Source organism: Allobosea sp. Root381 (genome assembly GCF_001429395.1).
In the GTDB taxonomy this organism is placed as follows: Bacteria; Pseudomonadota; Alphaproteobacteria; order Rhizobiales; family Beijerinckiaceae; genus Allobosea.
In genome coordinates, this window is record NZ_LMJT01000022.1 from 71,437 (window position 1) to 91,817 (window position 20,381).

Annotated in this window: 23 protein-coding genes; 9 read left to right on the forward strand and 14 right to left on the reverse strand. The window is 67.2% G+C overall.

Annotated features, from left to right (window positions below):
- Positions 1 to 20: 20 nt before the first annotated feature.
- From ASE63_RS17150 to acnA, 6 genes are all read right to left on the reverse strand, one after another.
- Positions 21 to 767: an SDR family oxidoreductase gene (locus tag ASE63_RS17150; protein WP_056803818.1), complete on the reverse strand. Its 747-nt coding sequence runs from the start codon at positions 765 to 767 to the stop codon at positions 21 to 23.
- Positions 764 to 2,062: a beta-ketoacyl-ACP synthase gene (locus ASE63_RS17155; protein ID WP_056803820.1), complete on the reverse strand. Its 1,299-nt coding sequence runs from the start codon at positions 2,060 to 2,062 to the stop codon at positions 764 to 766. The genes ASE63_RS17150 and ASE63_RS17155 overlap by 4 nt, the downstream gene beginning before the upstream one ends.
- Positions 2,063 to 2,072: 10 nt before the next feature.
- Positions 2,073 to 3,200 carry a beta-ketoacyl-ACP synthase gene (locus ASE63_RS17160; protein WP_056803823.1) on the reverse strand — a complete coding sequence of 376 codons (1,128 nt, stop codon included), beginning with the start codon at positions 3,198 to 3,200 and terminating at the stop codon, positions 2,073 to 2,075.
- A 2-nt stretch (positions 3,201 to 3,202) separates the two neighbouring features.
- On the reverse strand, positions 3,203 to 3,670 hold the full coding sequence (locus ASE63_RS17165; RefSeq protein ID WP_056803825.1) for a 3-hydroxyacyl-ACP dehydratase FabZ family protein: 468 nt from the start codon (positions 3,668 to 3,670) through the stop codon (positions 3,203 to 3,205).
- 174 nt (positions 3,671 to 3,844) lie between these two features.
- Entirely contained in the window at positions 3,845 to 4,126 is a 282-nt protein-coding gene (locus ASE63_RS17170; RefSeq protein WP_056803828.1) for an acyl carrier protein, read from the reverse strand.
- Positions 4,127 to 4,374: 248 nt separating this feature from the next.
- Positions 4,375 to 7,074, reverse strand: coding sequence for an aconitate hydratase AcnA (acnA, locus tag ASE63_RS17175; RefSeq protein ID WP_056803831.1), 2,700 nt, complete (start codon positions 7,072 to 7,074; stop codon positions 4,375 to 4,377).
- Positions 7,075 to 7,306: 232 nt separating this feature from the next.
- On the opposite strand from acnA, the gene ccmA reads away from it, so the two are divergent.
- Positions 7,307 to 7,927 (forward strand): heme ABC exporter ATP-binding protein CcmA, encoded by a 621-nt coding sequence (ccmA, locus tag ASE63_RS17180; RefSeq protein WP_244491433.1) that lies wholly within the window; start codon positions 7,307 to 7,309, stop codon positions 7,925 to 7,927.
- Complete coding sequence (gene ccmB / locus ASE63_RS17185; protein ID WP_056803836.1) at positions 7,924 to 8,592, forward strand: heme exporter protein CcmB; 669 nt, start codon at positions 7,924 to 7,926, stop codon at positions 8,590 to 8,592. Before ccmA ends, ccmB begins: the two co-directional genes overlap by 4 nt.
- A gap of 18 nt (positions 8,593 to 8,610) precedes the next feature.
- On the opposite strand, the gene ASE63_RS17190 is transcribed toward ccmB, so the two are convergent.
- A complete protein-coding gene (locus ASE63_RS17190) occupies positions 8,611 to 8,853 on the reverse strand; it encodes a hypothetical protein (RefSeq protein WP_156410428.1) in 243 nt (80 codons plus the stop codon).
- Positions 8,854 to 9,084: 231 nt separating this feature from the next.
- Between ASE63_RS17190 and ASE63_RS17195 the strand changes: the two genes are divergently transcribed.
- The 4 genes from ASE63_RS17195 (at position 9,085) to ASE63_RS17205 (ending at position 10,982) form a co-directional block, all read left to right on the forward strand.
- Positions 9,085 to 9,321 (forward strand): hypothetical protein, encoded by a 237-nt coding sequence (locus ASE63_RS17195; protein ID WP_056803844.1) that lies wholly within the window; start codon positions 9,085 to 9,087, stop codon positions 9,319 to 9,321.
- 112 nt (positions 9,322 to 9,433) lie between these two features.
- On the forward strand, positions 9,434 to 10,198 hold the full coding sequence (locus ASE63_RS17200) for a heme ABC transporter permease (protein WP_056803847.1): 765 nt from the start codon (positions 9,434 to 9,436) through the stop codon (positions 10,196 to 10,198).
- On the forward strand, positions 10,195 to 10,368 hold the full coding sequence (ccmD, locus tag ASE63_RS26695) for a heme exporter protein CcmD (RefSeq protein ID WP_082610045.1): 174 nt from the start codon (positions 10,195 to 10,197) through the stop codon (positions 10,366 to 10,368). Before ASE63_RS17200 ends, ccmD begins: the two co-directional genes overlap by 4 nt.
- The gene (locus ASE63_RS17205; protein WP_056803851.1) at positions 10,365 to 10,982 is read left to right on the forward strand and encodes a DsbE family thiol:disulfide interchange protein; all 618 of its coding nucleotides are present in this window, start codon (positions 10,365 to 10,367) and stop codon (positions 10,980 to 10,982) included. The genes ccmD and ASE63_RS17205 overlap by 4 nt, the downstream gene beginning before the upstream one ends.
- A gap of 12 nt (positions 10,983 to 10,994) precedes the next feature.
- Here the strand turns inward: ASE63_RS17205 and purQ are convergent, their stop codons facing one another.
- The 4 genes from purQ to purC all read right to left on the reverse strand — a co-directional run bounded on the left by purQ (position 10,995) and on the right by purC (position 13,533).
- Positions 10,995 to 11,690: a phosphoribosylformylglycinamidine synthase subunit PurQ gene (gene purQ / locus ASE63_RS17210; RefSeq protein ID WP_056803854.1), complete on the reverse strand. Its 696-nt coding sequence runs from the start codon at positions 11,688 to 11,690 to the stop codon at positions 10,995 to 10,997.
- 79 nt (positions 11,691 to 11,769) lie between these two features.
- Positions 11,770 to 12,012: a phosphoribosylformylglycinamidine synthase subunit PurS gene (gene purS / locus ASE63_RS17215; RefSeq protein WP_056803857.1), complete on the reverse strand. Its 243-nt coding sequence runs from the start codon at positions 12,010 to 12,012 to the stop codon at positions 11,770 to 11,772.
- A gap of 82 nt (positions 12,013 to 12,094) precedes the next feature.
- Positions 12,095 to 12,697, reverse strand: coding sequence for a hypothetical protein (locus ASE63_RS17220; RefSeq protein ID WP_156410429.1), 603 nt, complete (start codon positions 12,695 to 12,697; stop codon positions 12,095 to 12,097).
- Positions 12,698 to 12,738: 41 nt separating this feature from the next.
- Positions 12,739 to 13,533, reverse strand: coding sequence for a phosphoribosylaminoimidazolesuccinocarboxamide synthase (gene purC / locus ASE63_RS17225; protein WP_056803863.1), 795 nt, complete (start codon positions 13,531 to 13,533; stop codon positions 12,739 to 12,741).
- 351 nt (positions 13,534 to 13,884) lie between these two features.
- Here purC and ASE63_RS17230 point away from each other — a divergent pair, with 351 nt between their 5' ends.
- Both ASE63_RS17230 and ASE63_RS17235 read left to right on the forward strand, forming a co-directional pair.
- Positions 13,885 to 14,208, forward strand: coding sequence for a DUF1476 domain-containing protein (locus ASE63_RS17230; protein ID WP_056803866.1), 324 nt, complete (start codon positions 13,885 to 13,887; stop codon positions 14,206 to 14,208).
- Between the two features lie 170 nt (positions 14,209 to 14,378).
- A complete protein-coding gene (locus tag ASE63_RS17235; protein ID WP_056803870.1) occupies positions 14,379 to 15,158 on the forward strand; it encodes an aldolase/citrate lyase family protein in 780 nt (259 codons plus the stop codon).
- Between the two features lie 58 nt (positions 15,159 to 15,216).
- On the opposite strand, the gene ASE63_RS17240 is transcribed toward ASE63_RS17235, so the two are convergent.
- A complete protein-coding gene (locus ASE63_RS17240; RefSeq protein WP_056803895.1) occupies positions 15,217 to 15,858 on the reverse strand; it encodes a DNA-3-methyladenine glycosylase in 642 nt (213 codons plus the stop codon).
- 104 nt (positions 15,859 to 15,962) lie between these two features.
- Between ASE63_RS17240 and gluQRS the strand changes: the two genes are divergently transcribed.
- Positions 15,963 to 16,859, forward strand: a complete 897-nt coding sequence (gene gluQRS, locus ASE63_RS17245) for a tRNA glutamyl-Q(34) synthetase GluQRS (RefSeq protein WP_056803898.1) — start codon at positions 15,963 to 15,965, stop codon at positions 16,857 to 16,859.
- 28 nt (positions 16,860 to 16,887) lie between these two features.
- On the opposite strand, the gene ASE63_RS17250 is transcribed toward gluQRS, so the two are convergent.
- Positions 16,888 to 17,805, reverse strand: coding sequence for an AEC family transporter (locus tag ASE63_RS17250; RefSeq protein ID WP_056803874.1), 918 nt, complete (start codon positions 17,803 to 17,805; stop codon positions 16,888 to 16,890).
- A gap of 106 nt (positions 17,806 to 17,911) precedes the next feature.
- Complete coding sequence (locus tag ASE63_RS17255) at positions 17,912 to 19,942, reverse strand: M23 family metallopeptidase (protein WP_056803877.1); 2,031 nt, start codon at positions 19,940 to 19,942, stop codon at positions 17,912 to 17,914.
- Between the last annotated feature and the right edge of the window lie 439 nt (positions 19,943 to 20,381).

The window sequence follows — 20,381 nt, forward strand, 5'->3', positions numbered from 1 at the left end:
GTCCTTTCGGGACCGGCCGATCAGCGATGCACGCCGAGCTGTGCGGTGAGCCCGCCGTCGATCGGCAGCACCGTGCCGGAGATATAGGCTGCTGGCTCGCTCATCAGGAAGGCGGCGAGGCCCGCGACTTCCTGCGGCTTGGCGAAGCGTCCGGCCGGAATCTGCGCCTGCATCTTGTCGCGATAGGCGGCGTAGGGCGCCATCATGTCGGTGTCGACGAAGCCCGGCGCGATGATGTTGACCGTGACCCCGCGCTTGCCGGTCTCGACCGCGAGCGTCTTGGCGTAGGAGATCAGCGCGCCCTTGGACGCCGCATAGGCCGCGTTGCCCGGGTTGCCGCGCAGTGCCGCGACCGAACCGATCGCGACGATGCGCCCAGTGCGGGCGCGGATCATGTTCCGCATCACGCTCTTGGCGAGGCGGGTGAAGGCCCAGAAATTGACCTGCATGGCCGCCTCGGCCTTGTCCTGCGCCATCATCGCCGCGAGCGAATCATAGGGCTGGCCGGCATTGTGGACGAGGCCGAAATAGGACTCGTCCTCGCGCGCCTCGCAGAAGGCGTCGAGCGCGGCCTTGTCGGAAAGGTCGAGCGGCAGCGCGGTGATGCCGCGGCCGGGATGGGCGCTGGCGATCTCTTCTGCCAGCGCCTTGGCCTGCTCTCCCGAGGAGCGATAGGTGAAGTCGACATCGTGCCCGGCCGCGGCAAGCGCCCGCACGATCTCCGCGCCGACGCCCTTCGCGCCGCCAGTGACGAGAATCTTGGTCATGCCGCCTCCGGGGGCGCCGTCAGGACGAGGCAGGTATTCTGGCCGCCGAAGCCGAAGGAATTCGAGAGCACGGTCTTCACCTTCGCCTCGCGGGCCGTGTTGGGCACGACATCGAGTGCGATTGCCGGATCGGGTACGTTGTAGTTGATGGTTGGCGGAATCGTGCCGTTGGCAATGGTCAGGAAGGAAATCACCGCCTCGACGGCGCCTGCCGCAGTCAACGTGTGGCCTACCATCGACTTGTTGGACGAGATCGGCAGGTTCGGCATGCGCTCGCCAAAGACGGCGGCGCAACTCATCGCCTCCATCTTGTCGTTCTCCGGCGTCGAGGTGCCATGCGCGTTGATATAGTCCACGTCGTCCGGCGTCAGCCCGGCATCGGCCAGCGCGTCCTGCATGGCCAGGATGGCCGGCTTGCCGTCCGGGCTCGAGCGGGTGCGGTGGAAGCCGTCGCCGCGCTCGCCGCAGCCGGCGACGATGCCGAGGATGGTGGCGCCGCGCGCCAGCGCATGGTCGTAATCCTCCAGCACCAGCGCGCCCGCGCCTTCGCCCATGACGAAGCCGTCGCGATTCTTTGAGAACGGTTTCGAGGCGCCTTCCGGTGGGTCGTTCTGGGTCGAGAGGGCGGAGAGCAGCGAGAAGCGAATCAACGCCTCCGCATGGATCGAGCCATCGGTGCCGATGCACAGCGCGGCCGAGGTCTCGCCGCGGCGGATCGCCTCGACGCCCATCTGGATCGCAGTCGCGCCCGAGGAGCAGGCGGTCGAGAGCGAGATCGGCGAGCCCCGGGTGCCGAAGCGGTCGGCAATATGGTCGGCGACGCCGGCGAAGACGAAGAGCTCGTGCATCGGCGCGAACTTGCCGGTGCTCGCCACCTTGAGCAGGACGTCGTAGTCGACGTCGCCCTCTACGGTTGCCGCCATCTCCTGCTTCTGCGGCCATTCCATCTCGACCGGAGGCACTGCCATGAAGAGCTCGCCCGGGAAATCGCCGGGCTGGCCGAGGCCGCTCTGGCCGATCGCTTCTTGCGCCGCGAGGGTTGCGAGCTTCTCGGAGAGCTGCGGCGCGGTGAAGGAGCCGTCGAACAGGAAGTCGACCGTGCCGCCGATCGTGGTGCGCAGGCCCTGGGTCGGGAAGCGCTCGATGCGGTGGATGCCGGACTTGCCGGCCGTCAGCGCCTCCCAGTTGGTCTCCTTGCCCTGGCCGAGCGAGGTGACGATGCCGAGGCCGGTGACGGCGACGAGCGGGCGACCCTTCGAGTCGCGATGCGCGGAGGCGGGGTTGATCGCGTTCATGGCAGCGTCCTCACGCCTTGAGCAGGTGGGCCGCGCCCTCGCCGCGCCAATGGCCGGCGCCGGTGACGACCGCCTCCTGCGTCTGGCCCTTGGACAGGGCTGCCGCAGCAAGAGCGACCGAGACGGGGAAAGCGGCCTCGACGGCATGGCCGACGAGATCGCCCGTCGCGACGCGGCGCGCCTGCGGCAGCGAAGCGATGGCAGCTGCTTCCTCCGCCGTGATGCCGGCGACGCCGGTGGCGGCGGAGATGGCGAGAGCACCGGCCGAGACAGTGCCGAGCTCGGCGAGCAGACCGCGCAGTGCCGCTTCCACCGTGCCGGGCTGTCGCTTCGAGCGGGCGGCGGCAACGGCGCCGAGCCTGGCATGGGCACGGGCGCCACGAGCGGCGGCGCGCTCCGCCGATTCGAGCACGAGGAAGGCCGACGCGCTGCCCGAAATCAGGCCCGGAGCATCGTCGCGGGCGAAAACGGGAGCGAAACCACCCTGGCGCAGATAGCCGCCGAGCTCGAACAGCAGCAGCATGTCGCGCCGCTCGGCATTGTAGGACCCGCCGACCAGGATGGTTTCGGCCTGGCCGGAGGCGATGCGGGCATGGGCGATGCGGATGGCGTCGACGCCGGACTGTTCCTCGCCCATGAAGGTGCGCGAGGCGCCGGTGATGCCGTGGACGATGCCGATATTGCCGGCGAGCAGGTTCGAGAGCTGTGCCAGGAACAGCGTCGGGCGCAGATCGCCCATCAGCCGCTCGTTGAGGAAGGAGCCGGGATCGCCGGCGCCGCGCATATCGGTGAGAATGGCGCTGTCGACGGCGTGATCACGCTCGCCGCCGCCGGCCGCGACGATGACCTGGAGAGCGGCCTTGGCCTCGGCATCCTCCTTGAGCCCGGCGCTATCGAGAGCGAGGCCGGCAGTGTAGACGCCGAGGCGCTGCCAGGGCTCCATCTGGCGCTGGTCGGACTTCTTCGGAATCTGCCGGTCGAGTTCGAGGGGCTTCAGCGGATGCACCGGATAGGGCGCGAAGCTCGTGGTATCCACGACCAGTGCCGTGCCGTCGCCGAGCGCGGCCGCATGGGTCTCGATGCCTTCGCCGAGGCTGGAGGCGAGGCCTACTCCGGTGATGACGACGTCGCGCTGCATGGTCAGGCCTGTTCCGGGGCAAGGCCGATGGCGGCGAGGCGCGCTTCCATCAGGCCTCGCATGTCGGCAGGGAAGGGCATCAGGCGGAAGCGCAGCTCGGCATCGCAGATCGGCTTGCCGGCAATCGCGATCTTCGCCTTGGTCGCGCCATAGCCGGAGCCCTCGATCACGAGCTCGGCCGTGATGTCGAGCACTGCATCGGGCTCGACGAAGGTCCGGAAGCGGGCCTTGTCGACCGTCATCAGGAACGGCATCTGCGTCAGCCCGTTGAGGGCGAGCAGGAGATAGCCGGAAGCCTGCGCCATGGTTTCGGTCAACAGCACGCCGGGAACCAGAGGATGGCCGGGGAAATGTCCCTCGAAGACCGGGCTGGCATCGGCGGCCGGTACGGTCGAGCGGGTCACGATGCGCTTTGCGGCCGGCTCGAAGGCCACCACCGTGTCGATCATGTCGAAATATTCGAGGCGCATGCGCTTCCGATCGTCGATGACGCGTGTCGAAGTCCGCTCCGACGCGGCTATGCTCTAGCGGCTGACGCCGCTCCGCTCAAGGTCGCGGTTCGCGAACGTCCATAGCCCGCATCCCGAGGAGCCGTTGCCGGCGCCTCGGGATGCGGGCTGGGATGGTCGACCAGACGGTCTGGTTCAGGCCGCCTTGGCGGCGACCAGGTCGTCGATGCGCTGGCAGAGGTTCTCGAGCACGAAGTACTGCTCGGCCGGGGCCTTGCCTTCGTTGACTTCCTGCGTCCACTGCTCGAGCGGCAGCTTGATGCCGAAGGCCTTGTCGATCGCGAAGGCGATGTCGAGGAAGGCGAGCGAGTCGATGCCGAGATCGGCAATGGCGTGGCTCTGCGGCGTGATCTTCTCGCGCGGAATATCGCAGGTCTCGGAAATGATTCCGGCGACCGTCTCAAAAGTGGCGGACATGCGGGTGCTCCCGTCGTGATGCTGAAGGCGGATGACATCCGAGCGCGGGTTTCAGCCCTGCGCCTGCCCCAAGCCGCCCGCCGAAGGATGACTGTGACGCCCCCTTACACCGCAAGGGGAACAAGGACAACTGCAGCGGGCAGCGAAGAGTATGATGGGAGGTTGAGCCCTACCATCTGTCCTGCGAACCATCGCTGAGAGATAGTCTCGGGCCGGCGCGATGCGCGGCCCGAGAATGACGCTGAAGCTTACGCGGCGAGGCCGCGCAGCACGTAGTGCAGGATGCCGGCGTTCTTGAAGTAGTCGATCTCGTCCAGCGTATCGATGCGGCAGAGGATCGGCACGCTCTTCACCGAGCCGTCGGCATAGGTGATCTCGGCTTCCAGCGTCTGGCGCGGCTTCACGGTGGCGAGACCTTTGATAGAGACGGTCTCGTCGCCCTTCAGGTCGAGAGAGGCCCAGCTCGTGCCCTCGGTGAGGGTGAAGGGAACCACGCCCATGCCGACCAGGTTCGAGCGGTGGATGCGCTCGAAGCTCTGCGCGATCACGGCCTTGACGCCGAGCAGGTTGGTGCCCTTCGCCGCCCAGTCGCGCGAGGAGCCGTTGCCGTATTCGACGCCGGCGAAGATCACCAGCGGCACCTTCTCCTGCTGGTAGCGCATCGCCGCATCGTAGATCGGCAGCTCTTCCTTGCTGGGATAGTGGATGGTGTAGCCACCCTCGCGGCCGTTCGGGCCGAGCATGTGGTTGCGGATGCGGATGTTGGCGAAGGTGCCCCGCATCATCACCTCATGGTTGCCGCGGCGCGTGCCGTACTGGTTGAAGTCCGCGACGGCGACGCCGTTCTCGGTGAGATAGGCGCCCGCCGGCGAGGCGGCCTTGATCGAACCGGCCGGGGAGATGTGGTCGGTGGTGATCTTGTCACCGAACAGGCCGAGGATGCGTGCGCCCTTGATGTCGGTGACCGGCGCCGGCTGCTTGCCCATGCCCTGGAAATAGGGCGGGTTCTGCACATAGGTCGAGGCGTCGTCCCAGGCATAAGTCTCGCTCTCGGACGTCTTGACCGCCTGCCAGTGCTCGTCGCCCTTGAAGACGTCCGCGTACTTCTTCTCGAAAATGGCGCGCGTCACATTCTTGGCGATGAAGTCCTGGATCTCCTTGTTGGAGGGCCAGATGTCCTTCAGATACACGTCCTTGCCGTCCGAGCCCCGTCCGAGCGGCTGCGTCGTCAGGTCCATCTGGACCGATCCGGCGAGCGCATAGGCGACGACCAGCGGCGGCGATGCGAGGTAGTTTGCCTGCACGTCCGGCGAGACGCGGCCCTCGAAGTTGCGGTTGCCCGAGATCACGGCACCCGCGATCAGGCCCTTCTCGTTGATGGTCTTCGAGATCGGCGCCGGAAGCGGGCCGGAATTGCCGATGCAGGTGGTGCAGCCGAAGCCGACCAGGTTGAAGCCGAGCTTGTCGAGGTCTTCCTGCAGACCGGCCTTGGCGAGATACTCCGCGACGACCTGCGAGCCGGGCGCGAGCGAAGTCTTCACCCAGGGTTTGACCTTGAGGCCCTTGGCGACGGCGTTGCGGGCGAGCAGGCCGGCTGCCATCAGCACCGAGGGGTTCGAGGTGTTGGTGCAGGAGGTGATGGCGGCGATGACGACGTCACCATGGCCGAGGTCGAAATCCTCGCCCTCGACCTGCACGCGACGGGCGATCTCGGCGCCCTTCTTGTAGTCGCTATCCATCGCGGCGGCGAAACCGGCCTTGACGGCGGAGAGGTCGACGCGGCCCTCGGGGCGCTTCGGGCCGGCCATCGAGGGCTGGACCGTCGAGAGGTCGAGCTCGAGCGTATCGGTGAAGACCGGGTCGGCCGTCTCGCGGGTCGCGAACAGCCCCTGAGCCTTGCTGTAGGCCTCGACCAGCGCGATGCGGTCTGAGGCGCGGCCGGTGGTGGTGAGATAGTCGAGCGTCTCGGCGTCGACGGGGAAGAAGCCGCAGGTCGCGCCGTATTCCGGGCCCATATTGGCGATCGTCGCGCGGTCGGCCAGCGTCAGGTTGTAGAGGCCGGGGCCGAAGAACTCGACGAACTTGCCGACGACGCCCTTCTTGCGGAGCATCTGGGTGACGGTCAGCACGAGGTCGGTGGCGGTGATGCCTTCCTTCAGCGAGCCGTTCAGCTTGAAGCCGATCACCTCCGGCAGAAGCATCGACTGCGGCTGGCCGAGCATGGCGGCTTCCGCCTCGATGCCGCCGACGCCCCAGCCGAGGACGGAGAGGCCGTTGACCATGGTGGTGTGCGAGTCGGTGCCGACGACGGTGTCGGGATAGGCGACCTCGACCTCGGCGCCGTCGATCGTCTCGTTACGGGTCCAGACGGTCTGGGCAAGATATTCGAGATTGACCTGGTGGCAGATGCCGGTGCCCGGCGGGACGACGCGGAAATTGTCGAAGGCGCCCTGGCCCCATTTCAGGAACTTGTAGCGCTCGGCATTGCGCTCGTATTCGAGCTCGACATTCTGCTGCAGCGCCTTGGGCGAGCCGAACTCGTCGACGATGACCGAGTGGTCGATGACGAGGTCTACGGGCACGAGCGGATTGATCTTCTGGGCGTCGCCGCCGAGCGCCTTGACGCCGTCGCGCATCGCGGCGAGGTCGACCACCGCCGGAACGCCGGTGAAGTCCTGCATCAGCACGCGCGCGGGACGGAAGCCGATCTCCTTGCCGGCCGTGCCCTTGTCGGTGAGCCAGCCGACGAAGGCCTCGATGTCGGCCTTGTAGACCGAGCGGCCATCCTCGAAGCGCAGCAGGTTCTCGAGCAGCACCTTCATCGAGAAGGGCAGCTTCGAGATGCCCGCCAGGCCGTTCTTCTCGGCATCCGGCAGGGAGTAATAGGTGTAGGTCTTGCCGCCGACGGTGAGCGTCTTGCGGGCTTTGAAGGAGTCGAGCGAAGCCATGCGGGCTGATCCTGATCAAGGGGTTGCGGTCGCGAGCCGACAGAGCCCTTGCGGGATCGCCGGATCGAAGGCCTAATGCGCATGACGCGCGCGCCGCCCCGGGAGTGCCCGAGCCCCGCGCCGGATCGGCGTGCGGCGTAGCCGCGGGTTCTATAGAGCAATTCCAAGAAGCCCGCTACATGAACGAAGCGCAACCTTGCTCTGCCCTGATATGCCGGAAGACGCCTCGCCCTTGACGCCCGTTCTCTTCCCGCATCTCGTCCTTCAGGCCGAAAACCTCGCCTGTCGCCGTGGCGGCAGGCTGATCTTCGAGGGGCTCTGCCTGAATCTCGGCCATGGCGAGGCGATCGCGCTGACCGGGCGCAACGGCGCCGGCAAGTCGAGCCTGCTCGCCATGCTGTGTGGACGGCTGCGGCCCGAGGCCGGCACGATTCGTGTCGAGGGCGCCCCAGAGGCTTCAGCCGCGGAGCTCAGCCACGTCGTCGGCCATCGTGACGGGCTGAAGACGGCGCTGACCGCGCAGGAGAACCTGAGCTTTGCGCAGGCCCTGCTCGGGGATGCGGCGCTCGCGCCGGAAGATGCGCTCGCGGCCGTCGGGCTGCCTCATGTCGCGGCGCTGCCCGTCGGCTATCTCTCGGCTGGGCAGCGGCGGCGCGTGGCGCTGGCGCGGCTTCTGGTGTCGCGGCGGCCGTTCTGGCTGCTGGACGAGCCGATGTCGGCGCTCGACCTCGCGGCGCAGACGATGCTGACCGGATTGATGCGGAATCATCTTGCGCAGGGCGGCGGGATTCTGGCCGCGACCCACGGGCCGCTCGGCCTGGAGGGCGCCCGCGAGCTGAGGATCGGGCCGTGACACGCGCTTTCCTCGCCATCCTGAAGCGCGATCTCGCGCTCGCCTCGCGGGCCGGCGGCGGTGGCGAGCTCGCGCTGGTCTTCTTCCTGACGATCGTCGTGCTGGTGCCTTTCGCGCTCGGCCCCGATCTCAACCTTCTGTCGCGCATCGGGCCGGCTATCCTGTGGCTGGGCGCGCTGCTCTCGATGCTGATCGGGCTCGACCGGCTGTTTCAGGGCGACGAGGAGGACGGCTCGCTCGACCTGATCCGCTCATCGGTGCTGCCGCTCGAGCTCGCCGTGCTGGCGAAGGGGTTGGCGCATTGGCTGACGACGGGCCTGCCGCTGGCGCTGGCGGCGCCTCTGCTCGGGCTCCTGGTCGCGCTGCCGGGCGAGGCGATGCTGCCGGTCACGGCGACGCTGCTGGTGGGCACGCCGGCCTTGAGCTTCATCGGGGCGGGAGGCGCCGCATTGACAGCCGGCCTGCGACGGGGCGGCCTGATCCTGCCCGTTCTGGTCGCGCCGCTGACCGTGCCGGTGCTGATCTTCGGCGTTTCAGCCGCAAATGCGGCGCTGGGCGGAACGATCCCGTTCAGAACGCCGTTCCTGATCCTGTGCGCCTTGTCCATGGCGGCGATCGTTATCGGCACGGTGGCCGCCGCGGCAGCCTTGCGGCAGGGCGAATAGGCAAACGCCGCTGCGCGTTCAGCGGACTTCCGCTCCCATGGTCTCGGCCGGGTGCTCGCCGAGTTCGACGGCGCAGCCAATTCGGTTGCCGAGATGTGCCACCGTCGCGACGATGTCCTCGAGCTGGATTTCGGAGACGGCGTATTTGCGGCGGATCTCTTCGGCTGTCGCATAGACGTCGAGGACGCGGCTTTCGCTCGATTTCGAACGTATCGCCGTCTCGACTTCGCGTTGGATTTCGTCCGGCAATCGTACGAGCATGGCAATCCTCCCCTCAATACGCGCTCAATCTAGCCGACTCGCCGGTGAAGAGCAATCTCGATACGTAAAAAATATCAATATTTTCAGATAGTTAGTAGGCTGCGTCAATGGCGTTTCCGGCGGAGATGCGGGATCCTCAGCAAAAGACAATCGTAACTCATGATATTGTTTTTGGGTGGAGTGCTCATATGATGTCTATTACTCACTCCACTCCATCAAACGGATCCGGCAATGGCGGAACTGGAACGGCCAGAGCGCCTTCAAATCATGTTGAGCCAGAACGAGTTGCGGGCGCTCGAGAACTGGCGCTTCGACAAGCGGATGCCGAGCCGCGCCGCCGCCGTGCGTGAGCTGCTGCGTCGCGGCCTTGCAGCGGAAGGCTTCAGCATAGCCGGCGAGGGCATCCGCTCGCAGGATTTCGGCGTCGTCGGGTCGGATGACGAGAATGATGCGCCGAGCGGCGGCTGATTTCGCCGGTCGCCGATGTCGCATGGCCTGCAAGCGCATTGCTGGCGGCGGCGGGCATTGCTAAATGCAGCGGCGGCAGCTGTGGGGGCAGCCCCGAGCGTGATGCGGTGACATGGCTGGCCTGATCGATCTCGCGAATCCGACGCGCTTCATGCGCCTTGCGGCCGTTCTGCTGCCCTGGCTTGCAGGCGTGGCGGCGTTGTCGCTGGCTGTCGGCTTCTATCTCGCTTGGTTCGTCGCGCCGGCCGACTATCAGCAGGGCGAGACCATCCGCATCATGTTCGTGCATGTTCCGGCTGCCTGGCTGGCGCTGATGTTCTATTCGATGATGGCGCTCTCGGCGCTGGGGACGCTGGTCTGGCGACATCCGCTCGCGGATGTCGCGCAGAAGGCGGCCGCGCCGATCGGTGCCGCCTTTTCGCTGATCTGCCTCCTCACCGGTGCCTTCTGGGGCAAGCCGATGTGGGGCACCTACTGGGTCTGGGATGCGCGCCTGACCTCGGTGCTCGTGCTCTTCCTGATCTATCTCGGCATCATGGCCCTGTGGCGCGCGCTGGACGAGCCGTCCCGCGCCGGCCGCGCGGTCGCGATCCTGACCCTGGTCGGATTCGTCAACGTGCCGATCATCAAATTCTCGGTCGACTGGTGGAACACGCTGCATCAGCCAGCCTCGGTCCTGCGCCTGGGTGGGCCGACGATCCACCCCTCGATGCTGTGGCCGCTCCTCATCCTGGCCGTAGGTTTCACCTGCCTCGCGCTGGCGATGCATCTCGCAGCGATGCGGGCCGAAATCATGCGCCGGCGCGTGCGGACGCTGACGATCCTCGAGGCCGAGCGGCTCGACCGGCTGGCAGCCGCGCAGGGAGCGCCGGCATGAGTGCGCTCGGGCCGCATGGCGGCTTCATCCTCGCATCCTATGCCGCCGTGATCGTCGTGCTCGGCGGGCTGGCGCTCGCGATCCTGCTCGATCACAGGGCCCAGCGGCGGGCCCTGGAGGCGCTGGAGCAGCGTGGCGCCGGGCGCCGTTCGGAGCGGAAAAACCCATGAGCCGGATCGAGGGCAACATCGACAGACCGGTGGAGGCGGAGCTGCGCCGCCGGTCGCCACTGCTTTTCCTGGCGCCGCTTCTCCTGTTCGGAGCGCTTGCGGTGGTCTTCGCCATCGGCCTGTTCTCGGGCGACAAGAGCAAGGTGCCCTCCGCCCTGATCGGCCGGCCGGTGCCGTCGATCACGCTGACTGCGCTCGACGGCCTGCAGCGGGACGGCAAGCCGGTTCCGAGCTTCGGCATGGCCGATCTTGCCGCCGGGCGCGCCACCATCGTCAACGTCTTCGCCAGCTGGTGCGCGCCCTGCCGCGTCGAGCATCCGTTCCTGATGGGGCTCGCGGAGGCTCCGGCTGTGAAGGCGGGGAATGTCGCGCTCGTCGCGATCAACTACAAGGACGAGGCCGAGAACGCCCGCCGCTTTCTCGGCGCGCTCGGGAATCCGTTCTCTGCCGTCGGCGTCGACCGGGCCGGGCGCGGGGCGATCGAATGGGGCGTCTACGGCGTGCCCGAGACCTTCGTCATCGGGCCGAACGGGCATATCCTCGAAAAGCATGTCGGGCCGCTCGACGCGGCGACCGCCGGAAAGCTGCTCGCGCGGGCGATGGCCGCGCGTTAGGCGGCCTGCTCGTCAGGCCGCCTTCCTGGCGCCGAGCAGGCTGTCGAACAGGCCGCGCCCGTCGATGCCGCCGGCCAGCGAATCGATCAGGTTCTCGGGATGCGGCATCAGGCCGAGGACGTTGAAGCCCGGCGAATAGATGCCGGCGATGCCGTTCAGCGAACCGTTCGGGTTGGCTTCGGCCGTGACATTCCCTTCGGCATCCGCATAGCGGAAGGCGACGAGGCCCTCGCCTTCGAGGCGGGCAAGCGTCTCCGGATCGGCGGTGTAGTTGCCTTCGCCATGGGCGATGCAGACATCGATGACCTGCCCCTTCGCATAAGCTGCGGTGAAGGGGGTGTCGTTGCGCTCGACCGTCAGGTGCTGGCGGCGGCAGACGAATTTCAGATCGGCATTGCGCACCAGGATGCCCGGCAGCAGCCCGGCCTCGCAGGCGATCTGGAAGCCGTTGCAGATGCCCAGCACGTAGCCGCCGCGGGCGGCATGGGCGCGGGTCGCGTCCATGATATGAGCCCGGCCGGCGATCGCGCCGGTGCGCAGGTAGTCGCCATAGGAGAAGCCGCCGGGCAGTACGACGAGGTCGGTTCCGGCCGGCAGCTCGGTATCGGCATGCCAGACGGGAACGACGCTGGCGCCGGCCTGCTTCAGCGCCTTGGTGACGTCGCCGTCGCGATTGGAGCCTGGGAAGGTGATGACGGCGGCTTTCACGGGCTGTTGCTCCTCGGCTTGCTGCGGCGGCGATCGACGATCGTGACGGGAGCGCTCGGCCCCGATCGATCGGGCTCGCTCAGGCGCCGATCTCGACGCGGTAATTCTCGATGACGGTGTTGGCGAGCAGCTTGTCGCAGGCCGCTTTCAGCGCGGCTTCAGCGGCGGCCTTGTCGGTGCCGGAGAGCTCGATGTCGAAGACCTTGCCCTGCCGGACCGAGTCGACGCCCTCAATGCCGAGGGATTTCAACGCGCCTTCGATCGCCTTGCCCTGCGGATCGAGCACGCCGTTCTTCAGGGTGACGGTGACGCGGGCTTTCATGGTGTTCTCCGGACAAGCGCTGTTCGGGTGCCTTACCGATGAATCGGGGCGGGCTCAACCGTTTCGCGCGGTTTCACGTGAATCAGCGGCTCCGCCATGCGGCTGTCGCATCGGCCTTGGCGGCAGCCGCGTCGGCGCTGACCGCGAGCGCGACGACGAGCCGCTCGCCTTCGCGCCGATAGAGGATCGCTGTCACGGCTTGCCGGGCCGGCCTCTCCTTCGAACGGATGGTGACGAGGATGCCGCCGGCTCCCTCGGCCTCGAAGCGGGCGAAATCGGTGCTGCTGCGGTCCGGAACGGGCTTTGCCGGCTTCGTCGACTTGCGTCGTTCAGCGGACGCCTCGGAGGCGAGCCGGGCGAAGGAGCGGGCAAGCGCGCCTGGCTGTTCGGAGAGCGCCTTCTCCATGTCCCGGCCACGCCTGCCCTCGAAGGCGATGAGTGCGGCGAAACCCTGTCGCAGGCAGCTGTCGCGCGGGCAGAACACCATGGTCCGTGCCTCGATGCCGTCATTCAGCACCCATGTCCCGATCGGCAAGGGTTCCCACCCCTGAGAAGCCGGCAGCTCCGCGAAGCCGAGGCCGAACTGGGGAAGATGGCCGGCGCATGAGGTCACCAGCAGCGCGCAGCCAAGGATCAGGGGCGCGACATAAAAACGGGAGCGCGGACGCTCCCGTTTAGAGTTCACCGAGGGCCTGCCGCCGGATCTCACCGCACCAGCGTCAGTGCTTACTGAACGAGCCGCGGACCGGCCGGGCCTGCCTTCTCGTTCTCGCCGAGGATGCCGAGGCGACGCGCGACCTCCGTATAGGCCTCGATCAGGCCGCCCAGATCGCGGCGGAAGCGGTCCTTGTCCATCTTGTCCTTCGACCGGATGTCCCAGAGGCGGCAGGAATCGGGGCTGATCTCGTCGGCGACGACGATGCGCATCATCTCGCCTTCCCAGAGGCGGCCGCATTCCATCTTGAAGTCGACGAGGCGGATGCCTGCGCCGAGGAAGAGGCCGGAGAGGAAGTCGTTGACGCGGATGGCGAGCGCCATGATGTCGTCGATCTCCTGGGGCGTCGCCCAGCCGAAGGCGGTGATGTGCTCTTCGGAGACCATCGGGTCGCCGAGCGCGTCGTTCTTGTAATAGAACTCGATGATCGAGCGCGGCAGCTGCGTGCCTTCCTCGAGCCCGAGGCGGGTGGCGAGCGAGCCGGCGGCGACGTTGCGAACCACGACCTCGAGCGGAATGATCTCGACCTCGCGGATGAGCTGCTCGCGCATGTTCAGCCGGCGGATGAAATGCGTCGGCACCCCGATGTCGTTCAGATTCGAGAAGATGTGCTCGGAGATGCGGTTGTTGAGCACGCCCTTGCCGTCGATGACTTCGTGCTTTTTCGCGTTGAAGGCGGTCGCGTCGTCCTTGAAATGCTGGATCAGCGTACCGGGCTCCGGCCCCTCATAGAGGACCTTCGCCTTGCCTTCGTAGATGCGACGGCGGCGATTCATTGGGATGTACCGTGGCTTGAGGAAATCCAAAGGTCGGCCTTTCTCTGGACGCAGGTTGCCCTGCGGCGGGATCGGGGCCCCAGATCGGCCGGTACCGCGCAAACCTTGCCGGTCCCGACTGAATCGGAACCAGCCTAGACCACGCTTCCGGCCGGCTCAATGCGAGAGCGACCGGCTCGGCCTCCCTGCGCCCGCTATATGGCCCTTCCACCGCGCAAACGCAATAAACCGCCGCGCTTCCGGGGGAAGCCTGTGCCGCAGCGGCGCGCTGCGGCATCATCCGGGCTGGTCCTGACTTGCGCGCCATCCTATATGGCAGCCTATTGTGGCAGCGACGTGCCCCGAGCCCTTCCAGGCTGTCACCGAGAGGATTTGAACCGCATGACGAACTTCAATCAGCGCAAGGATGCCTTCGAGAACAAGTTCGCCCATGACGAGGAGCTGCGTTTCAAGGCAACCGCACGGCGCAACAAGCTGCTCGGTCTCTGGGCCGCCGAAAAGCTCGGCAAGAGCGGTGCCGAGGCGGATGCCTATGCCAAGGCCGTCGTGATTGCGGATTTCGAGGAGGCCGGCGACGATGATGTCGTGCGCAAGGTCAAGGGCGACTTCGCCGCGGCGAACGTTGCCATCGCCGACGACGAGATCCGCCGCGTGATGACGGAGCTGCTGATCAAGGCTGCCGAGGACATCCAGGCCGGCCGCTGAGGTGACGGGCCTGTCCGCCGCGGCGGACGAGAACGCAGGGCGTGCAAAAACGCAGGACGTGATTGAAACGGGCGCATGGGCGCCCGTTTGCATTTCCGCCCCGCGCCGGTCCAACGTGGCGGGCCCCGCCTGACCAGCCAAGAGCGGGCCTGCAACGGATGAAACGCGCCATGGCAACACCGACCGTCCTGTCCTCCCTCGCCGATCGCCTCGCCAAGGGCGACCAGATCGTCTCGGCCTGGTGCGGGTTGCCCGAACCCGGCATCGCCGGCCTGCTGGCGCGCGAGGGGTTCGATGCGGTCACGCTCGACATGCAGCACGGGCCGATCACGCTCGGCGAGGTGATAAGGGCGGTGCCGCTGGTCAATGCCGCCGGCAAGCCGGCGATCGCGCGCATCGCGGTCGGCGAGTTCCAGAATGTGTCGCGGCTGTTCGATGCCGGCGTCTCCGGGGTCATCGCGCCGATGATCAACACGATGGAGGATGCCCGCACCTTCGCGGCCTATTCGAAATACCCGCCGATGGGCGAGCGCAGCTGGGGCAGCTATGGCGGGCTCGGCGCCTCCGGGCTCGACGCGAATGCCTATCTGCGCGAGGCGAACCGCTTCTCGCTCTCCTTCGCGATGATCGAGACGCGCGAGGCGATGGCGATCCTCGACGATATCCTGGCGCTGGAGGGCATCGATGCGGTCTTCGTCGGCCCGTCCGATCTCTCGATCGCGCTGACCGGCGGCAAGGGGATCGCCCCGAACTCGGTCGAGGTCGATCAGGCGATCCGCCACATCATTGCGCGGGCCTCGGCGGCTGGAAAGCCGGTCGCGATCTACGCCCAGTCCGCCGAGCGGGCGAAGGCCTTCCTCGACATGGGCGCGAAGCTCGTCACGGTGATGAGCGACAGCGCCTTCCTGCGCAGCGCTGCGCATGCCGCGCTGAAGGTGCTGGGGCGCTGAGAGCGGGTTGCTTGTCGGCCCGATATCTCGTTTGAGCACCGACTTTTCGGTCGGATGCTCAGGCGTTGAGGCCTTCGCGCGATTTGAGCACGGCGTAGTAGGCCCAAAGCAGGCGGGCGGCGACGCCGCGCCAGGGCCGCCAACCCTCCGCCATGGCAGCGAGCTCGGCCGGTTTCGGCCGTGCGGGCAGGCCGAAGACGACGCGCGCCGCCTCCTGGACCGCGAGATCGCCCGCCGCGAAGCCGTCGCGATGGCCGAGACAGAACAGCAGGTAGATGTCGGCGGTCCAGGGGCCGATCCCTGAGACCGCGGTCATCCGGGCGTGCACCTCTTCGGGCGTCGCGGTTTCCAGCGCATCGAGAGCGAGCTCGCCGCCGGCGATCGCCGCCGCGACGGCGCGCATGGTGCGCTGCTTCGGGCGCGAGAGCCCCGACAACCGCATCTCCTCGTCGGTGGCAGTGAGGATGCGCTCCGGCGTCAGGGGGGACAGCACCGCCTCGACCCGGGCCCAGACCGCCCGTGCACTCGCGACCGAGAGCTGCTGCGAGACGATGATGGCGGCGAGGCCTGCAAAACCACCCTCGCGGCGGCGCAGCGGAGGGATGCCGGTGCGGTCGATGACGGCGCCCCAATGCGGATGGAGCGCGCGCAGGACGGCCATGCCTTCCTCGAGATCGGCGTCGCAGGTGATTCGGTTCATCATGCGTCCAATAGAATCATGCCGCTGCCGGTGCGTGTCAGCATCGGGGCGTTGCTTGCCGACCGCCCCTTGGCGGCTCCGCGACGAGATTTTAGACAAGCATGATGGCGTCGTCGTCCTTCCCGTCCGGCCAGCCGGTCTTCCGCTTCGCACCGAGTCCGAACGGGCGGCTGCATCTCGGCCATGCCTTGTCCGCGCTGACCAATGAGCGCTTTGCCGCGCGGATGAAAGGGCGCTTGCTGCTGCGGATCGAAGACATCGATCGCGAGCGCTGCACGCCGGTGCTGGAGCAGGCAATGCGCGCCGACCTCGACTGGCTAGGCATCGTCTTCGAGCCGGAGCCGAGGCGACAGTCCGAGCACTTTGCCGATTACGGCGCGGCGCTGAGCGTGCTCCAGGGACAGGGGCTGATCTACCCCTGCTTCTGCTCGCGGCAGCAGGTCCGCGCGGCGGTGGCTGCGCAGGAAGGCGCATGCGGCTGCAGCTGGCCGGCGGATCCCGACGGCGCGCCGCTCTATACGGGAACCTGCCGTGCCGTCGAACCAACTGAGGCACAGGCGCGCCAGCCTGCCGGCGAGGCGCATGTACTGCGCCTCGACATGACGCGAGCCATCGCCGCGGCAGGAGACGGTATCGGATACGACGTGATCGACGAGGCCGGAGAGGCCCTTCGGGTGAAGGCGAGGCCGACGCGCTGGGGCGATGTCGTGCTGGCGCGCCGGGACATCCCGACCAGCTATCACCTCTCGGTCGTGGTCGACGATGCGCTGCAGGGCGTCACGCACGTGGTACGCGGCCGCGATCTCGAAGCCGCGACCGACATCCATGCCTTGCTGCAGCGCCTGCTCGGCCTGCCGACGCCGTTCTATCACTTCCACGAACTGCTGATCGACGAGTCCGGCCGCAAGCTCGCGAAGAGCCGCCAGTCGGAAAGCCTTGCCGATCTCAGGGCGCAAGGCGTGACCGCGGCGGCGATCCGGGAAAAGCTTGGCTTCGCCTAAAACCGCATTCCACGTTTCGGGCCGATGCTCAGCCGACGCCGAGCCAGTTCAGCCAGGCGGCGGTGGTCAGCAGCGAGATCAGCGTGGAAAGGGTGATGGCGCTGGACGCATCGGCGATGCCCTGGCGATAGCGCTCGGCGAAGAGATAGGCGTTGATCCCGCAGGGGCAGGCGGCGAAGAGCACGGCGACCCCCGACCAGTGGGGTGGCATGTCGAAGACCTGGGTCGCGAGCAGATAGACGATCAGCGGGTGCAGGCCGAGCTTCAGGAAGCTGAGCGTGGCCGGCAGGCCGAGGCCCGATGCGAGCCCATAGCGCCGCATGCTGATACCGAGGCTGATCAACGCGCAAGGGACGGCCGCGTCGGCGATCAGGTCGATCACGGTCCATAACTGTGCGGGAATTTGGCCGACGACGGGGCGCGCGAGCGAGCCGAGAATGATGCCGATGATGATCGGATGGCCGAAGAGCCGCCTGACCAGCATGGTGACCGAGGCAGAACGGCCTTCGACGAGGAGGGTCGCGGTTGTCATGGTGACGGGCAGGTGGATCGCCAGCAGCAGGCTGAGCGGCACCGCGCCGGCATCGCCATAGGCCTTCAGGATCATCGGCACGCCGACGAAGACCGTGTTGGACTGCGCTGCGGCGAAGCCGGAGACAACGAGCTCCGGCCCCTTGCGCGAGAAGAAGCGGCTGGCGATCAGCATGGCGAGCGCCCAGATCACGGCGAGGCCGGTAAAATAGGAGATCCAGTAACCCCAGGGCTGGGTCGGCGGGATGTCGGCCCTGGCCAGCGTCCGGAACAGAAGGCAGGGAATGGCGAGGACGAAGACGAAATCCGAAAGCCCCTCGCCGGTCGTCTCGCGTAGCAGCTTCGTCCAGCGCGCGAGGTAGCCGAGCGCGATCAGGCCGAAGACGGGCAGGACGACGAGAAGGGCGGCGACCATGGCACTGACGGGACAGAGGGAATGACCCTCTGCCGGTGTGCGGTTAAAGGCTGGGTGTCAAGCTGTCACAGCAGGTCAGGGCGCCTTATGGGCAGCCGCCATGCGTTCAGCGCAGCTGTGCGACCGTGCCCCCGGCGCGTTCGATCAGGCCCTGGATCTCGTCGCGCTGGCGCTTGTACTCGACCAGCGTCTGTCCCTGCAGCTCGCGACCGCGCGGTACGCGGATCTTCATCGGGTTGACGAAGTTGCCGTTGACCTTGACCTCGTAATGCAGATGCGGACCGGTCGAGAGGCCGGTCGAACCGAGATAGCCGATGACCTGACCCTGCCGCACCTTGGCGCCGGGCACGATGCCCTTGGCGAAGTTCGACTGGTGCGAATAGGTCGTGACATAGCCGTTGGCGTGCTGGATCACGGTGTGCTTGCCGTAGCCGGACGACCAGCCGGCCTCTTGCACGGTGCCGTTGCCGGCAGCAAGGATCGGCGTTCCGGTCTTGTTGGCCCAGTCCACGCCGGTATGCATCTTCGAGTAGCGCATGATCGGATGGTAGCGCATGCCGAAGCCCGAGCGCATCTCGCCATCGGCGATCGGTTTGCGCAGCAGGAACTTCTTCAGCGACTTCCCTTCCTCGTCGAAATACTCGATCAGGCCGTCCTCGGGCGCCTGGTAGCGGAAGACGCGGCGCGTCTCGCCGCCGATGGTGAGCGAGGCTGAGAGGATCTCGCCCCGCTCGCCCTCGTCGTCCTCGGTGAAGATGACTTCAAGGTTGTCGCCGCCGCGTACACGCTGCTGGAAATCGAGATCGTAGGAGAAGATGCGGACGAGCTCGTCGATCATCGGGCGCGGCAGCTCGTGCCGCATGCCGGTCTCGTAGAGGCTCTCATAGAGGCGGGCGCCGCCGGTGCCGCCCTCCTCTTCGCCGTCTTCCTCGTCGTCATCGTTCCGCTTCTGCGCCCGCTGCGGGCCGACCGGCTCCTGCCGAGGCAAGGTGACCGAGACGAACTGGCCGCGGTCGTTGATGGCGACCGTTCCGTCCGGCTGGCCGTTCGTCAGCAGCGAGACCCGGACGATCTGGCGAGCATCGCCCGGGTTCAGGCCGGGGGCATAGAGTGCCTGCAGGACCTGACCGTCGGGCAGGGCGGCGGTGCGCACCCTGCCGCCGAAGGCGGTTATCATACCGCGGATCTGGTCGGGGTTGGCGCCGGCGCCGCGCATCACCTGCTCGAAATTCTCGCCGCGCTTGCCGAGCAGGAGCTTTTCCTCGACCAGCGGCTCGCGCGAGGCGGCCATCGGCGTCTTCGGCGCGTTGGTCACGTTCTCCGGCACGACCCTGACCTCGATGCCGGAAAAGCGGGTGTCGGTCGCCGGAGCATAGGAAAGCAGATCGCCGCCAGGGCTCGCGGTGCCGCCGAGCGTCCGGCTCAGCATCAGCTGCGGCGGGATCGGCAGAGGGCGCTGGCGCCCAGAGGCGGCGAGATTGGCGCGCTCCTCCTCCATCTGCGTGACGACCTCGGCATCGCCGAGCTGCGGCTTGCCGGGCGGGATCGTGATCTCGGCCAGCTCGCGCTTGACGATGGTCACATCCGCATCCGGCATCTCGAGCGTCGGCTCGGCATAGCGCTCATTGGGCTGGCCGCCCTCGGCGAAAAGGCGCAGCGGATTGAAGGGCGGAATGTCCGAGGCGTAGACGCCGGTCGTCTGCGACAGGCTGGAAGCGAGCCGCACGAAGGGGCGCACGCGGATCACTTCGCGATTGCCGATCCGTTGCGACATCGGCGCCCGCACCGAATGGCGGGCAGCCATCACAGGCTGATCGGCCACCAGCTTGTCGGCCTTGCGTGCGCCGCCGCCGTCGCCCGCCGCGGAGGAGGCGCGCGCAGCGACCGCCTCGGGCCGCTCCGGAAAGCTGGTGTCGCCGCGCATTGCGACCAGAATCGCTGCGCCGAGAAGCGCTGCGCCGCATGAGCCGACCAGGGCGCAGGCGGCGAGCCAGCGCAGCGAAACGCCCCGCCTGTCGAGCGCCTGGCTCGCGCCCGCAGGCTGGATCGGCGGCTCGATCCCGAGATCGACCAGAAGTGCCGCTGCCTCGGGGGCAAGCGGCTCGGCCGGCATGTTGAACTCGGGGTGGGCGTTCATCGTGAGCTGTCTGGTGATCCTGAGACGTCGATCCTGGGCGAAAGCCCGGCGGCTGTCGGAGCGATAAAACTGGCACCTGACCCGGACGAACCGAGCCATGGCACATGAAACTGGAGAGCAGGCCCCCGACGACGAACCCTTCAGCCTGAAAGGCGTCTGGCGAAAACATGCCCGTCCCGCCCGACGGAATCAATCCGCATGGGCGTCGCAGGTCGCTGTGACCGGCGAATGCGGCTGTTTACGGGCGCCCTCATACGCACACTACGCGCGCGCACGTTAACAATGTCGATGCCCCTGCAAAAAACGTCGCCGGCGAAGAAAACGACGCTCTGTCGAAAAAACTTCAAAAAGGCCGTTGACAGTCTGGGGAGGCGCCGCCTATAAACCGCCCATCGAGACGGCGCCGCCGCTGAGCGGCGCCTCTTCTGCGCTTCACTGG

Coding starts and splice junctions, on each gene's coding strand:
- ASE63_RS17150 (WP_056803818.1), bottom strand. CDS start 767: ATGACCAAGATTCTCGTCACTGGCGGCGCGAAGGGCGTCGGCGCGGAG.
- ASE63_RS17155 (WP_056803820.1), bottom strand. CDS start 2,062: ATGAACGCGATCAACCCCGCCTCCGCGCATCGCGACTCGAAGGGTCGC.
- ASE63_RS17160 (WP_056803823.1), bottom strand. CDS start 3,200: ATGCAGCGCGACGTCGTCATCACCGGAGTAGGCCTCGCCTCCAGCCTC.
- ASE63_RS17165 (WP_056803825.1), bottom strand. CDS start 3,670: ATGCGCCTCGAATATTTCGACATGATCGACACGGTGGTGGCCTTCGAG.
- ASE63_RS17170 (WP_056803828.1), bottom strand. CDS start 4,126: ATGTCCGCCACTTTTGAGACGGTCGCCGGAATCATTTCCGAGACCTGC.
- acnA (WP_056803831.1), bottom strand. CDS start 7,074: ATGGCTTCGCTCGACTCCTTCAAAGCCCGCAAGACGCTCACCGTCGGC.
- ASE63_RS17190 (WP_156410428.1), bottom strand. CDS start 8,853: ATGCTCGTACGATTGCCGGACGAAATCCAACGCGAAGTCGAGACGGCG.
- ASE63_RS17195 (WP_056803844.1), top strand. CDS start 9,085: ATGGCGGAACTGGAACGGCCAGAGCGCCTTCAAATCATGTTGAGCCAG.
- ASE63_RS17200 (WP_056803847.1), top strand. CDS start 9,434: ATGGCTGGCCTGATCGATCTCGCGAATCCGACGCGCTTCATGCGCCTT.
- ccmD (WP_082610045.1), top strand. CDS start 10,195: ATGAGTGCGCTCGGGCCGCATGGCGGCTTCATCCTCGCATCCTATGCC.
- ASE63_RS17205 (WP_056803851.1), top strand. CDS start 10,365: ATGAGCCGGATCGAGGGCAACATCGACAGACCGGTGGAGGCGGAGCTG.
- purS (WP_056803857.1), bottom strand. CDS start 12,012: ATGAAAGCCCGCGTCACCGTCACCCTGAAGAACGGCGTGCTCGATCCG.
- ASE63_RS17230 (WP_056803866.1), top strand. CDS start 13,885: ATGACGAACTTCAATCAGCGCAAGGATGCCTTCGAGAACAAGTTCGCC.
- ASE63_RS17235 (WP_056803870.1), top strand. CDS start 14,379: ATGGCAACACCGACCGTCCTGTCCTCCCTCGCCGATCGCCTCGCCAAG.
- ASE63_RS17240 (WP_056803895.1), bottom strand. CDS start 15,858: ATGAACCGAATCACCTGCGACGCCGATCTCGAGGAAGGCATGGCCGTC.
- gluQRS (WP_056803898.1), top strand. CDS start 15,963: ATGGCGTCGTCGTCCTTCCCGTCCGGCCAGCCGGTCTTCCGCTTCGCA.
- ASE63_RS17250 (WP_056803874.1), bottom strand. CDS start 17,805: ATGGTCGCCGCCCTTCTCGTCGTCCTGCCCGTCTTCGGCCTGATCGCG.
- ASE63_RS17255 (WP_056803877.1), bottom strand. CDS start 19,942: ATGAACGCCCACCCCGAGTTCAACATGCCGGCCGAGCCGCTTGCCCCC.